This window comes from Pseudofulvimonas gallinarii, from assembly GCF_004343305.1.
Lineage (GTDB): Bacteria > Pseudomonadota > Gammaproteobacteria > Xanthomonadales > UBA2363 > Pseudofulvimonas > Pseudofulvimonas gallinarii.
This window is the reverse complement of record NZ_SMAF01000025.1, coordinates 13578-26742: the sequence shown is the minus strand read 5'-3', so window position 1 is coordinate 26742 and position 13165 is coordinate 13578. Positions and strand designations below refer to the sequence as shown.

At 68.3% G+C, this 13165-nt stretch carries 11 protein-coding genes and 1 pseudogene; 7 read left to right on the top strand and 5 right to left on the bottom strand.

Features of this window, described 5'->3' with window-relative positions:
* Positions 1-616: 616 nt before the first annotated feature.
* Positions 617-1321, top strand: a complete 705-nt coding sequence (locus EDC25_RS12690; RefSeq protein WP_132577586.1) for a class I SAM-dependent methyltransferase — start codon at positions 617-619, stop codon at positions 1319-1321.
* A 188-nt stretch (positions 1322-1509) separates the two neighbouring features.
* On the opposite strand, the pseudogene EDC25_RS15055 reads toward EDC25_RS12690, so the two are convergent.
* Positions 1510-1974 (bottom strand): annotated as a pseudogene (locus tag EDC25_RS15055) (polysaccharide deacetylase family protein); the annotation flags it as partial.
* 412 nt (positions 1975-2386) lie between these two features.
* Between EDC25_RS15055 and EDC25_RS12680 the strand changes: the two are divergent.
* Genes EDC25_RS12680 through EDC25_RS12670 form a run of 3 tightly spaced genes read left to right on the top strand, consistent with a single transcriptional unit; the run spans position 2387 to position 5529 of the window.
* On the top strand, positions 2387-3955 hold the full coding sequence (locus EDC25_RS12680; protein WP_132577584.1) for an ExeA family protein: 1569 nt from the start codon (positions 2387-2389) through the stop codon (positions 3953-3955).
* Between the two features lie 4 nt (positions 3956-3959).
* Positions 3960-4814, top strand: a complete 855-nt coding sequence (locus EDC25_RS12675) for a general secretion pathway protein GspB (protein ID WP_132577583.1) — start codon at positions 3960-3962, stop codon at positions 4812-4814.
* Between the two features lie 19 nt (positions 4815-4833).
* Positions 4834-5529 carry a rhomboid family intramembrane serine protease gene (locus EDC25_RS12670; protein WP_132577582.1) on the top strand — a complete coding sequence of 232 codons (696 nt, stop codon included), beginning with the start codon at positions 4834-4836 and terminating at the stop codon, positions 5527-5529.
* Positions 5530-6276: 747 nt separating this feature from the next.
* Here the strand turns inward: EDC25_RS12670 and EDC25_RS12665 are convergent.
* The 4 genes from EDC25_RS12665 to EDC25_RS14765 all read right to left on the bottom strand — a co-directional run bounded on the left by EDC25_RS12665 (position 6277) and on the right by EDC25_RS14765 (position 9284).
* Entirely contained in the window at positions 6277-7302 is a 1026-nt protein-coding gene (locus EDC25_RS12665) for a sialidase family protein (protein ID WP_165910908.1), read from the bottom strand.
* A gap of 77 nt (positions 7303-7379) precedes the next feature.
* A complete protein-coding gene (gene rpe, locus EDC25_RS12660) occupies positions 7380-8093 on the bottom strand; it encodes a ribulose-phosphate 3-epimerase (protein ID WP_132577580.1) in 714 nt (237 codons plus the stop codon).
* Positions 8094-8130: 37 nt separating this feature from the next.
* A complete protein-coding gene (djlA, locus tag EDC25_RS12655; protein ID WP_164483921.1) occupies positions 8131-8877 on the bottom strand; it encodes a co-chaperone DjlA in 747 nt (248 codons plus the stop codon).
* Positions 8874-9284 (bottom strand): c-type cytochrome, encoded by a 411-nt coding sequence (locus EDC25_RS14765; RefSeq protein WP_240639582.1) that lies wholly within the window; start codon positions 9282-9284, stop codon positions 8874-8876. The genes djlA and EDC25_RS14765 overlap by 4 nt, the downstream gene beginning before the upstream one ends.
* A gap of 61 nt (positions 9285-9345) precedes the next feature.
* Here EDC25_RS14765 and EDC25_RS12650 point away from each other — a divergent pair, with 61 nt between their 5' ends.
* The 3 genes from EDC25_RS12650 (at position 9346) to EDC25_RS12640 (ending at position 13123) form a co-directional block, all read left to right on the top strand.
* Complete coding sequence (locus EDC25_RS12650; RefSeq protein WP_132577579.1) at positions 9346-10239, top strand: phosphoribosylaminoimidazolesuccinocarboxamide synthase; 894 nt, start codon at positions 9346-9348, stop codon at positions 10237-10239.
* A gap of 1090 nt (positions 10240-11329) precedes the next feature.
* Entirely contained in the window at positions 11330-12568 is a 1239-nt protein-coding gene (locus EDC25_RS12645) for a spondin domain-containing protein (protein ID WP_132577578.1), read from the top strand.
* A 75-nt stretch (positions 12569-12643) separates the two neighbouring features.
* Positions 12644-13123, top strand: a complete 480-nt coding sequence (locus EDC25_RS12640; protein ID WP_132577577.1) for an Mpo1 family 2-hydroxy fatty acid dioxygenase — start codon at positions 12644-12646, stop codon at positions 13121-13123.
* Positions 13124-13165: the final 42 nt, after the last annotated feature.

Genomic DNA, 13165 nt, shown 5'->3' with positions numbered 1-13165 from the left:
CACATGCGCGTCCGCTGCCCGAGCCGCAGGCACTGTTCCGGGATGGCCAGCCGGCCGCCGTGCACCGTCTGCGGGTGCAACCGGGCTGGACCGGAAGCGGGATCGCCGTCGCCTCCAGCGACACCCGGTATCCCGCGAGACGGTCCGGGCTGGCCCAGCCAAAGATGCCGTTGCCAAGGCCATTGTTGGCAGGAACACGGGTGGCAGCCAGAACGTCGGCGGAGAGGCGCGGGCGCCCAGGGTCCCAGTTCGAAAGCGGTCGCCGGTCCTTCATGGCCGCTGTGCCTCCGTCGCCGCAACCGCAAGGGAGATGCCTGCATCCGGACCAGGCAGGCCCATGCCATCACGCCCGACCGTCCGTGCGGCGGCGGAGCGGGCGTCGCCGGTCCCTGCGATGACCACCTCTCCGGCAAACGGCCTGCCTGTCGGCGGCAACGGTTGCGGCCACCCTTGTCCCGGCAGCGGACCAGACCCACGCGTCCGGCGAGGCGTTGCTACCATGCGTCGCTTCCACGCAGACACGGGCGCCGACCGCGCCGGGAGAAGGCGGCATGCAAGGTACCCGCGTCATCGACTGCGCACTTCCATCGGCCGCGAAACGCAGGACGGCGTGGGCATGAGCACCGGACCGCAGCCGCTGGATCCTGGGATACGGCGTCGCATCGCCGACAGCTTCCTGCCCGACCGCTGGCTGTACTGGTACGCGCGCAGCAAGCTGGGCAGCGATCCGCTTTACGGCGGCGTCGCCGAAGCATTGCGTGATACCCGGGCGCCTCTGCTCGACATCGGCTGCGGCATCGGCCTGCTCGTGCATGCGCTGCGAGCCTGTGGCGTGGACCTGGAGTACACCGGCGTCGACAACGACGGAGGCAAGGTCGAACAGGGCCGACTCGCCATCGCGCGAACGCAGTTGCCGCATGCCCGGCTGATGGCCGTGGACGCGACCGCCGGGCTTCCCCACCATCGCGGCAGCGTCACGCTGCTCGATGTCCTGCAGTTCCTGCCGCCGGAAGCACAGTCACCCTTGCTGGCCGATGTCGCGGCGCGGGTGTCGCAGGAAGGTCGCCTGGTGATCCGCACCGGGCTGGCCGATGGCAACTGGCGCAGCCATGTGACCCGTGGCGTCGATGTGCTGTCGCGCTGGCTGCGCTGGATGAACGCCGGTCCGACGCGCTATCCCGGCCGCGACGCCCTCGCGGCGGAGTTGTCCTCGCACGGGCTGACCGCGACCTTCACACCACTCTGGGGACGCACGCCCTTCAACAACTGGCTGGTCGTCGCGTCCAGGCAGTCCTCCGGCTCCGGCACGACGGTCCGGTAACCGCGCGCGGCAAGCTCGTCCAGCAGGGCCGTTGCAAGCTGTGGCGAGCGTCCCGGCGACAGGCCCTGATGCAGCATCAGGATCGCACCCGGCCGGATGGCGCGGACGAGCCGGCGCAGCACGCGGGCGTCGTCGCCATCCACGGTATCGAAGCCACGGCCACTCCAGGACACCCGACGCAGGCCGTTGCGGCGGATGACGGGATCCAGCCAGGGATTGGTGAGGCCGGCGACAGCGCGGAACCAGCGCGGCCGGATTCCGGTGATGCCGGCGATCGTGTCCTGCGTTGAACGCAGTTCGCGCTCGAATGCCGCCGGCGTCAGCATCCAGAAGCGGCCGGCCGGATGCGTCATCGAATGGTTGCCGATGCGGTGTCCGCGTTCAATGAGGGCGCGTACGCGTTGCGGCTGCGCTGCCGCCCGCTCGCCGACCAGGAAGAACGTCGCCCGCGCGCGGTAACGGTCGAGGACATCGAGCAGCGCATCGGTGTCGTCGTCGGGACCGTCGTCGAAGGTCAGCCAGACCAGACGCTCCTTGGCGGGCAGGCTGCGCAGCACGGGGCCGAACAACGGCGAGTGCGGCCACAGCGAACCATGCACGACCACGAACGCCGCCGGCAGGAGTACGCACAAGGCCCAGGCCCATTCGCCCATCCATGCGCAGGCGGCGGCAGCGACGTGGCCGACGATCGCCAGGCAGAGCATCGTGCGCCGCAGGTTTCCGGAGCCACGGGCGGCTTCGCGGGTGGCGCTCATCGATGAACGTCCCGATCGCGGGCGGCGGCCGTGGCGCGCTGAGAACGACAGGGATCACCACTGCCCACGCGATGGGCGCCATCCGCCCCCATGCGCTCGATCCTCCCGCCTCCCCATGGCACCGGGAGCAGACCGCGTGCGCGTTGTCGTGGATGCCGCACTGGCCTGGCGCGTGGGTGCAAGGAGCTTCTCCGTCTTGGTGGCGCCACGGTGTGGCCGGATGCATCCGGAACGGTACAGGCTAATCGCGCCGGCGCGAAGTCGTGCACATCCGGGGAATGGCCGCCGGGCAGCGCGCTAAGCTATCCCCATGTACTTCGAGCACTACGGCCTGGCCGAGGCGCCGTTCTCCATCACGCCCGACCCGCGCTTCGTCTTCCTTTCCGACCGCCACCGCGATGCGCTGGCGCACCTGGTCTATGGCATTGCCCAGGGCGGCAGTGGCGGCTTCGTGCAGTTGACCGGCGAAGTCGGCACCGGAAAGACCACGCTCAGTCGCCTGCTGCTGGAGCAACTGCCAGAGAACACGCGGGTGGCGCTGGTGCTCAACCCGCGCCTTAATCCGGTCGAGTTGCTGGAAGCGATCTGCGAGGAACTGCACATCGACGTCGGCGAAGCGCGCGGCAGCAGCAAGGCGCTGGTCGATGCCCTCAACCGATACCTGCTGGACGCACATGCGCGCGACCTGCGCGTTGTTCTGATCCTCGACGAGGCACAGCAGCTGTCGGTGGAGTCGCTGGAACAGGTGCGCCTGCTCACCAACCTTGAAACGGCGACGCAGAAGTTGCTGCAGATCGTCCTTCTCGGCCAGCCGGAGCTGCGCGAGCTGCTGGCGCGCCCGGACCTGCGGCAGCTGGCGCAGCGCATTACCGCCCGCTACCACCTGACGCCGCTGGACAGCGAGGAAACCGCCACCTACCTGCGTCATCGCCTGGCGGTGGCCGGCCTGCGCCGTTCGCCATTCACGCCAGCGGCCGAGGAAGCCATCCACCGCCATTCCGGCGGCGTGCCCCGGCTGATCAATGTGATCGCCGAGCGCGCGCTGGTGGCCGGATACGCCGAAGACCGCACGCAGCTCGATGCGCGCGTCGTCGATCGCGCTGCCGCCGAACTGCTGGATCGCCCTGTCGCGGACATGATCGGCCGTCGTGCCTGGCCGCTGGCCGCGATCGCGTTGCTGGCACTGGCCGCGATCGTGTTCCTGGCCTGGAACGGTTGGACGAAGCGCCATCCCGAACCGCTGGTGGACGACATTGTGGACGCGGAAACGCTGGCGCCGGAGCCTGCGCTGCAGGGCGCGCCGCCGGATGTCGCGGCGCAGGCGCTGCTGCGGGTCCATGGCATCGAGTCCTCGCCGGCACTGGTCGAGCGGGTGATCGAATGCCCGTTCCGGCTGCAACAGAACCTCTACTGCGCGCGCAGCCGCGGCAACCTGACCCAGCTGGCCCTGCTCGATCGCCCGGTACTGCTCATCCTGCCGCAGGACCAGGGCGACCTCGGACTGGTACTCACCGGGCTGGATGCCGACCAGGCGACCGTGGCTGGTGCACAGTCGCAGGTGGTCTCGCGCGGACAGCTCGAGTCCCTGTGGCCCGGCGAATACGTGTCGCTGCTGAGCCTGCCGGCGGCGGTCAGCGCCATCCACAGCGGGCCACTGCCCGCCTGGGCGCGACCGGCCCTCGACCGCTATGAATCGAACCGATCGCTTTCGCCGCTGTCAGACCAGGATGAACGCATCCGGCGGCTGCAGCGCCAGTTCGGCGTGCGTGCCGACGCCGTGGTCGGTCCGGAAACCTGGTGGCTGTTGTCCGCCCTGCTCGAAGGCGGTCCGAGGCTGGGACCGCCCGACCGGCCGCAATCCGGCCAGCCTATAGAATGAGCCCATGTCCTCGATCCTCGACGCCCTGAAGAAGTCCGAAGCCGAGCGCCAGCGCGGTGTCCCGCCGACCCTGAGCACGCCGATCATGCGCCAGGGGCAACCCGCCCGGAAGCAGCGGCCGGCCTGGCTGCTGCCCGCCATTGCCGGCGTCGCGCTCGTCGCGGCCTGGGCCGGCGGCCTGTTCAGTGGAGCGGGTACCGAGGCCGATGATCCGGTGGCGGAATCCCGGCCGGTGTCCGCCAGCCCGGCCTTATCCGATGACGCCGCAGCTGCCGTGCCCCCTGCACCGGTACCCGTCACCGCGCCGGCGCAGGTCGATCGCCCCGAAGCCGAACCCTCGACCCCGCCTGCAACGGAACCTGCGCAGGTCAGTTTCGGTCCCTTCCGCCCGCGCCATCTCCCGACGGCCCCGGCGCAGGATCCCGCGGCCGCCCCTGCAGCCGACGGACAGCCGGCCGTGCCCGACGCAGCCGACATCCCCACCGACGCGGAAGCCGCCGCCGCTGCGGCCGCGCCGGCCCCGGTTGCCGAAGCCCCGCCTGCTGCCGCGCAGCCCGCAGCGCCCGCCAGCGCACCGGTGGCGCCGACGCCGCCGCCGGCACCCGCCGCCGCGCAACCCGGTAATGCCGTGCCCACCTTCAACCAGTTGCCGTATGCCGTCCGCCGCGAGATCCCGCAGATCGCGCTGACCATGCACATGTACAGCGCCGACCCCGAACGCCGCTTCGCGATCATCAACGGCGTGCGCGCGCGCGACGGCCAGCCCCTTGAAGGTGGCCTGGAAGTGGTGGAAATCCGTCCCGACGGCGTCCTGATCCGCTTCAAGGACACCGACTTCCTGTACCCCTCTCGGGGCTGAGCGCGCGGGCACGGCCGCCGTGTTCGTCCACGTCGACGAGCGATCCCGCGGCCGGCCGCGCTGGGCCACGCCCCTGCTCCTGGCCTTGATCGTGTTCGCCTACCTCTGGCTGGCGAACATCGGCGAGGCGCGCTTCTTCAGCATCGTCACCACCTGGGGCCTTGTGCCCGCGCGCCTGTTCGACCTCGGTGAGGGATGGCTCGACTACCTTGGCGACCTGCGTCCTGTGGTCCTGTTCAGCGCCATGCTGATCCACGCCGACCTGCTGCATGTCGTCAGCAACCTGCTTTTCCTGCTCATTTTCGGCCTGGCGGCGGAGCGACGGCTCGGCAGCGGTCTGTTCCTGGCGCTGTTCCTGATCGGTGGCGGCCTCGCCAACCTCGCGACCGCACTTTCGATGCCGGATCGCGTTGGCGCCATCATCGGCGCCAGCGGCGCCGTGTCCGCCATAGTCGGCGCCTACCTGACCCTGTTCCCGCGCTCGCAACTGGGCCTGGTGATTCCGCTCGGCGCCTTCCTCGAATTCGTGCGGATTCCCGCACTCTGGCTGATCGGCTTCTGGATCCTGCTGCAGGTGCTGATGGCCTACGTCAATCCCACGCTCGGCGCCGTCGCCTGGATCGCGCACGTCGCCGGCTTCATGGTCGGCGTCCTGTTCGCCATGGCCTGCCGCCCCGCGGTCTACCGGCGCATGCGGCGGCTGCGGGGCTTGTAGGCATAAACCCCGTTGCGGCCGCTTGACGGCAGACGCAGGACCTTCCGGTCGGCCAGGACTTCACATCCGCGCATCTGACCGCCAGCGGCAAGTCTGTGAACACTGAAAGAAGACGCGGGCCAGACGTTCTTGTGCGGGACGACGAATCCGCGCTTGTCGGCATGGCCGACCCGGTTGAAGCTGGATGCAAGCGCTCTGGCGATCCCCTCGAGTCGGCGATGGAGACATCCGCCTGACATGGAACGCCCGCATGAAGGTGAAAACACGTCCAGGGCGGCAATACGGCTGCGCGTTTGCCCAGACCTCTTTGACGGTCTCTTCGGTTCCCATCGGGGCCAACGGGGCCTGTTCCGGCTCGGCCGTGGTCTGGAAACCCCATCAACGCCCTTCCCTGTCGTGGTGCCGTAGAGGGCCTGCGCCGATGCCTTCAAGCCGATGCCAGGGCGGAGTGATGGAGCAGGAATGCGGAGTTGAAGGTCCAGGCACGGTGGAAAAGGATGATCCGACGCTGCCGAAAACAGGGTACGCAACGACCCAGGTCGGCAAAGACGGCTGCTCCCGACACCGCCCGTCAGGCGTCACATCAGGCCGAATAGCCGGGGGACCCCTATCCATGGGGCGTTACCAGCGCCGACGCCGCTTTCCTTGAAGTCAAAGGCGCGTTCGGCCGCGCGAACGACCTGTTTCAGAAGCAGCGCCCGCCTGCTGGGCCGGAACCGTGATCGGCGCCGTGGGCGCCCCGCGCGCCTACTCCACTGTTTCGAAGTCGTGCCGGAACAGCCAGTCGGCGACCAGCACCATCGCCTCGCGCGCGATATCGACGTCGCCGTAGTTTGGCAGCTGCGCGGCGCCCCAGTAGAGCTCGACGGTGCCGGGCAAAGACGCGGGCACGGCATGCGGCTGCACGTTGTGCAGGCCCGGACGCTCGGTGTGCTGCATGGGCGGCTGCCAGGTCACGCCGTCATGCGAACGGGTCGAGAACACCTGGAATCCACCACTCGCCATGCGCGACCACAGCACCACGAAGCTGCCGTCGGCCAGAACCAGCGGCAGCGGGTCGTGGTTGTTGCCGTCGCTGGTCAGCGGTCGGGCCGGTGCCGACCAGTCGTGCAAGTCGGCGCTCGTCTTCACCCAGAGCGTCAGGTCCTGGCTGCCCGTCTGGTAGACCAGCAGGCAGGTGTCGTCGTCCTCGCGGCAGGCAATGCGCGGCAATGCGGCGCTGCCCGTCGTGACCTGGATGGGAGGCGTGTTCCAGGTGGCGCCGTCATCCTCCGAAATGGCGATGTAGGCGGCACCGCCGAGGCGCTGGTAGGCGAGGACCAGGGTGCCGTCATCGCGACGGATGACATGCGGATTGATCTCGCCGCCGGTGGGCCATCCCAGGTCGACCGGCGCGGAGGCGGAGAAATTCGCGGCATCGCTGGAGGTGGCGCGGTGGATGCGGAAGCCGCCGCTGGCATTGCTCAAGTGGAACAGTGACCAGGCCGATTCGCCGGTCTGCACCAGGGCCGGATGACGCTCGTTGACGAAGCTGGCGACGATGCTGACAGGCGTGTCCCAGGTGTCGCCACCGTCTTCGGAGCGGGTCAGCCAGATGTCGCCGGTGGCGCTGCCGTCGAGGCGCTCAAACGCCAGTACGCGCCGGTCCGGCGCCTTCCAGGGCACGGCAACGCTGGCCTGGTAGTCGATGCCGGTTCCGCCCACCACGATCTGTTGCGCCACGGCACAAGGAGAACCCAGCGCAACGACCAACACGGCACAGGCTGTTCGCATCGTGTCCATCTCCAGGTTAGGGGCAGGAATCCACCCGACAGTACGCGGAAAAGGCCGCGTACGGATCACGGCGGTCCTCAGTGCGGCACCGTACCGGGAAACATCGCCACCTCCGGCGGTACGCTGCCGTCAACGGCACGGCGCATTGCGCCGATCGTCTCCGCGTAGTCGCCGCTGTTGAAGATCGCGCTACCGGCGACGAAGGTGTCGGCACCGGCGGCAGCGATCGCGCCGATGTTGTCGACGTTGACGCCGCCGTCGATTTCAAGGCGGATCGCCCGGCCGCTGTCGTCGATGCGCCGGCGCGCCTCGCGCAGCTTGTCGAGCGCGCCGGGGATGAACTTCTGGCCGCCGAAACCCGGATTCACCGACATGATCAGCACCAGGTCGATGCGATCCATCACGTGGTCCAGCCAGCTCAGCGGCGTCGCCGGATTGAACACCAGTCCGGCCTGGCAGCCACTGTCGCGGATCAGGCCCAGCGTGCGGTCGACATGCTCGCTGGCCTCCGGATGGAAGGAGATCAGCGAGGCACCGGCCTTGGCGAAGTCGGGCACGATGCGGTCCACCGGCTTGACCATCAGGTGCACGTCGATGGGTGCGGTGACGCCGAACTTCCGCAGCGCGCCACAAACCATCGGGCCGATGGTGAGGTTGGGGACGTAATGGTTGTCCATCACGTCGAAATGCACCCAGTCGGCGCCGGCGGCGAGCACGCGTGCCGTGTCTTCGCCGAGCCGTGCGAAATCGGCGGAAAGGATGGACGGTGCGATCACCGCGGACTGCTTCATGGTGCTTTCCCGTTGCAAGTACGGTGGATGAGGATGTTCATTTCATGCCGCGCGCCGATTTTATGCGCTCATAGGCGGCGAGGATGGCCTGCGTGCGCTGCTGCGCCAGGTGGACGGCTTCGGGTGGCGCGCCGCGCGCGGCCATCTTGTCCGGATGGTGCTCGCTGACAAGGCGCCGGAAGGCACGGCGGATGTCCTGTTCGCTGGCGGCGGGCGACAGTCCGAGCTCGGCATAGGGGTCGGCATGACCACCGCCACGCGTACCGCCTCGTGCGCGCTGCAGCAGCAATGTTTCCAGCGCGGATTCACGCAGGCCCAGCATCCAGGCGTACTTGCCCAGCAGCCGGCGCTCTTCGGCGTGCAGCTCGCCGTCGGCCAGTGCCATGTCGACGAACAGGTTGAGGAACAGGCTGCCATGGCGGCGCGCGTCGCGCAGCGTGGCGAAGGCCTCGCTGAAATCGTGGTCGTCGCGACGGCCGGCATTGAACGCGCCCACGGCCGCATGGCGCGCGCGCGGCTGCAGCTGCAGCCGGTCCATCAGGGCTTCGCACACGTCGATTTCAGCCCGGCTGACCTGGCCGTCGGCCTTGGCGAGGCGCCCAAGCAGCGTGAAGACGGCCGGCATCAGGGCATCGCCGTGGCCGGTCTGGAATCCACCGAACAGGCGCGGCAGCACGCCGCTGGCGATCAGCCAGCCCAGGCTCGCGCCGGTCGCGGCACCGATCCAGTGCCTCAGCAGCAGCAGGCCGACGACGGCTCCGACCAGCGCTGCCAGGGCGTTCACGGCGTGACGGCCGGCGCCGGTGGCTGGGCGGCGAACCAGTCCGCGAGGGCTTCGCGGTCGGCCGGCCGGATCGGCCCGAGCATTGCGCGCATGGGTGCGTAGTCGCGGCGGCCGTCCAGGTATTCCGCCATCGCCGCCAGCAGTTCGTCGCGATCGCGGCCGGCGAGGTTGGGCGTATTGGCGGCGACCGCGATGCCGTCGCGACCGTGGCAGGCGGCGCAGAGGCCAAGCTGGTGCGGTGCGCGCGTCCCGGCAGGCGCTGGCGTGGCGGAAACGGCCGCCTCCGGGATTTCCGCCGGGGCTTCCGGCGGCGTCTGCCCGCATCCGGCCAGCAGCAGCCAAGGCAGCAGCCGCCAGCACGGATACGGCCGGACGACGTGTTCGGGGGCGTCTCGTGAAGCAGGCATGATGGCCGCGGATTCTAACCGCACTACACTGTGCACCCCGCCCGCCAGTTCAGCGAACGCCATGCCTTCCGTGCTTTACCAGTCTGATCTGCCCGGACTGGACCTGGTCCATCGCGGCAAGGTCCGCGACGTCTATGCCCTGGACGCGCAGCGACTGCTCATCGTCGCCAGCGACCGCCTCAGTGCCTTCGACGTGATCCTGCCCGATCCGATTCCCGGCAAGGGCGAGATCCTGACCACGCTTTCGAATTTCTGGTTCGCGCGCACCGCGCACCTGATGGCGAACCATCTGACCGGTGATGCCGTGGAATCGGTGCTCCCGGCAGGCATCGACGTGGCCAGCTACCGGCAGCGCAGCGTCGTTGGCAAGCGCCTGCGCATCCTGCCCGTCGAGGCGATCGCTCGCGGCTACCTGATTGGCAGCGGCTGGAAGGATTACCAGGCTACCGGTTCTGTCTGCGGCATCCGGCTGCCGGCCGGCCTGCAGATCGCCGATGCGCTGCCGGAGCCGATCTTCACGCCCTCCACGAAGGCTGCCATCGGCGACCACGACGCCAACATCGGCTTCGACGAGGTCGTGGCACTGGTGGGCGCCGATCTCGCCGAGCGCGTTCGCGACGCGACGCTGTCGATCTACCGTTTCGCTGCCGACTACGCGGCCAGCCGTGGCATCCTCATCGCCGACACCAAGCTGGAGTTCGGCGTCGATGAAGGCGGCACGCTGTATGTGGCCGACGAAATGCTGACGCCGGATTCCTCGCGCTTCTGGCCGGCCGATGCCTACCAGCCCGGTCGCAATCCGCCGAGTTTCGACAAGCAGTTCGTGCGTGACTACCTGGAAACGCTGGACTGGAACAAGTCAGCGCCCGGCCCACGGCTGCCTGCCGTCGTCATCGCCGGCACCGTCGCCCGCTACCGTGAAGCTCTGGAACGCCTCACCGCGCCGCAGGGCTGATTCGCGCGGCGCCGCCCCGGGTGAGGACCGCACCTGCCGCCGTTGTCCATCATTCCCGCGAAGGCGGGAATCCAGCCTCCTGACGTGCCGAAAGCACTGGATCCCCGCCTTCGCGGGGATGACGGATGACAAGCCTCTCGACTGCCGCGCGAGACTGCGACCCGCCGACGCGCTTGACCCTGGGACACGCAGACGCGCTTGACCTTGGAACACCCTGTCGGGATCGACCCGGGAACACTTCTACGCGATCTACACAGGGATGCGCTTCGTTGCTGGATGCGGCCGCATGGCGAAACGGCGGCAGCACAACGGAACATACCGTCCCGTTGATCTTCGTTCCCGCGAAGGCGGGAATCCAGCCTCGTGGGCGCTGAAAGCACTGGATCCCCGCCTTCGCGGGGATGACGGATGACAAGCCTCTCGACTGCCGCGCGAGACTGCGACCCGCCGACGCGCTTGACCCTAGAACACGCAGACGCGCTTGACCCTGGAACACCCTGTCGGGATCGACCCGGGAACACTTCTACGCGATCTACACAGGGATGCGCTTCGTTGCTGGATGCGGCCGCATGGCGAAACGGCGGCAGCACAACGGAACATTCCGTCGTTGATCGTCAATCCGGTTCAGCCGCCTCATTCCCGCGAAGGCGGGAATCAGCCTCCTGACGCTCGGGCGTTGCGCTTTCCTCCTGCATGCCGCCGGCGCAGGAGCGCGCTGGCCGCTTCGCGATCCTGGGTCGCGGGCAGCCCTTTGTTGATCTGCGCCGGCCGATGCCTGTCCTGTGCTGGTACCGGTCCAGCCCCGGCTCGGCAGCTGGCAGGTTCGAAAACCGGGGCGTCCCGCCCAATCGCCGCGCATGGCTGGCGCGGCGCATGTTGCAGGTTGCCCGACGCATTCCAGACCGCGGGTCGCACCGGCAATGCGACTCGTGCATACTCGGCCTATCCACGCTAGTGGATATTTCTTTGGATTGCGCGTGCGCGGACTATTCTCCGCAGCGCATGCAGGACGCAGCTCTGTCACCTGCCAGGTCACGGCAGGTGGCCCCGTCTGGTCGCCGTCAAGGCTATCCCGATACAGGAGAACTCCATGCGTCATGACTCAACCCTGTTCGCCTTCGCTCTTGCTGCCACGGCGGCCATCGCGCCCTCGTCCGTGTTTGCGCAACAGGGGGCGCGGGCTCATCTCACCGTTGAATGGTTTCCGGAAACACCCGAGCACGGCATCCATGTGCCGGCATTCCTGGTCGCCGCCCACGATGGCGAGTTCGATTTCTACGATCACGCCCGTCCCGTTCCCGAGGCACTCGAGCCGGTTTTCCAGCAGCTCGGCGCAATGGGCGCCTTGAATGTGTTGCATCCTCCGATTTCCGGCCTCGAGGGGAATGCGGTGTTCGGGTCGATGTACCACGTGCCCTATGGGGTCGTTGGTTTCCTGCCACGACCGGGGCAACCGCGCGATCGCATCGCGACGCTTGAGGTCCGGCCCGACGAACATCGCTATTTCTCGTATCTGGCAGCGGTCAGGCCGAGCGACGATGCCTTCGTCGGCAACGAGGAGCCGCGGCAGGTCCAGTTGTTCGATGAGCAGGGTCGCTTCAAGGGACCTGTCTCGATCGAGCTGTTCGGCAGCCAGGTCTTCGATGCCGGGCTGTGCGAGAACGACGAAGCAGACGTCCGCCTGCTCGACGGCACCTTGGTCGAACCCTGTGACGGTGGAGAAGGAACGGCCCAGCCTCATCCGGGACTGAACGGATCGCTGCGCAATCCTGACGGCGTGCCGCAACGCATCCTCGGCGCGACGGCCGACGTGGGCGGCACCCAGCTCCACTACGACCCCGAGGCGGCGGATTTCACCGTGCCCGGCTATCGCCTCGGCCGGCTGGTTATCCGGGAAACACAGGCGCCACGCTGGCATGTCGCCGGCTCCTGGTACGACCCTGAGCGCGCGGGCGAGGGCTTCAACATCGAACTGCTGCCGCCCGGACAGCCCGGTCACGCGCCGCGGATCCTCGTCTACTGGTACACCTACGCGCCGGATGGCAGCGGCGAGCCGGTGTGGTTGTCGGGGATGGCCCACGCCTACGCCAACGAAGTCAGCGTTCCGCTTCATGTCAGTGAGGGAGGCGTGTTCGCATCCCGCGACAACCCGGCGCTGGTCGAGCGCACGCCGTGGGGCCAGGTGACCCTGACGTTCACGTCCTGTACCACCGGGTCCATCACCTGGACGGCGGAGGATGCCAACTGGCCCTCGGGCGGTTATGACATCCACCGGCTGGGCCCGGTGCCGCCCAGCGCCGTGGATGTGTGCGCGGCCGTCACGCCCTGAGGGGTGCGCTGCAGCTACCTCGTCTTCGCTGGCGGTCGTATGCTTGCGGCTTCACTGCCGATACGACCGCCAGCCATGGATGCCGAAGCCACGCGCGCAATCGACCGCTATTTCGACCACTACGCCGACGACCATCGCAACGGCACCAATGTCCTGATCCACTGGATCTGCGTGCCGCTGATCGTGTGGAGCGTGATCGCCGCGCTTTGGGTGATCCCGGTTCCATCGTCGCTGTTCAAGCCCGGACTCTGGGCCGGCATGGCCATGCTGGCGGCGGTGCTCTGGTATTACCGCCACTCCCGCGTGCTCGGGCTGTCGATGGCGGTTGCGATGGCGGGGCTGGGCCTGCTGACGGCGCTGCTGTTCCGGGAACTGGGACCGCGAACCCTCCTCTTTGTCGCGATCGCGGTATTCGTGATCGCCTGGATCGGACAGTTCGTCGGACACCTGCTCGAAGGACGGCGACCGTCTTTCTTCACCGATCTCTTCTACCTGCTGGTCGGGCCCGCCTGGTTGATGGGCAAGACGCTGCGGCGGCTTGGCCTGCGCTTCTGACCACCCGGACTGGACGAAGATGACCGCCCTGTCCTGCGCTTC

Excerpts from the sequence above, each read along its gene's own strand:
- rpe (WP_132577580.1), bottom strand. The coding sequence starts at position 8,093 with ATGAAGCAGTCCGCGGTGATCGCACCGTCCATCCTTTCCGCCGATTTC.
- EDC25_RS12690 (WP_132577586.1), top strand. The coding sequence starts at position 617 with ATGAGCACCGGACCGCAGCCGCTGGATCCTGGGATACGGCGTCGCATC.
- EDC25_RS12665 (WP_165910908.1), bottom strand. The coding sequence starts at position 7,302 with ATGCGAACAGCCTGTGCCGTGTTGGTCGTTGCGCTGGGTTCTCCTTGT.
- EDC25_RS14765 (WP_240639582.1), bottom strand. The coding sequence starts at position 9,284 with ATGCCTGCTTCACGAGACGCCCCCGAACACGTCGTCCGGCCGTATCCG.
- EDC25_RS12650 (WP_132577579.1), top strand. The coding sequence starts at position 9,346 with ATGCCTTCCGTGCTTTACCAGTCTGATCTGCCCGGACTGGACCTGGTC.
- EDC25_RS12680 (WP_132577584.1), top strand. The coding sequence starts at position 2,387 with ATGTACTTCGAGCACTACGGCCTGGCCGAGGCGCCGTTCTCCATCACG.
- EDC25_RS12675 (WP_132577583.1), top strand. The coding sequence starts at position 3,960 with ATGTCCTCGATCCTCGACGCCCTGAAGAAGTCCGAAGCCGAGCGCCAG.
- EDC25_RS12640 (WP_132577577.1), top strand. The coding sequence starts at position 12,644 with ATGGATGCCGAAGCCACGCGCGCAATCGACCGCTATTTCGACCACTAC.
- EDC25_RS12645 (WP_132577578.1), top strand. The coding sequence starts at position 11,330 with ATGCGTCATGACTCAACCCTGTTCGCCTTCGCTCTTGCTGCCACGGCG.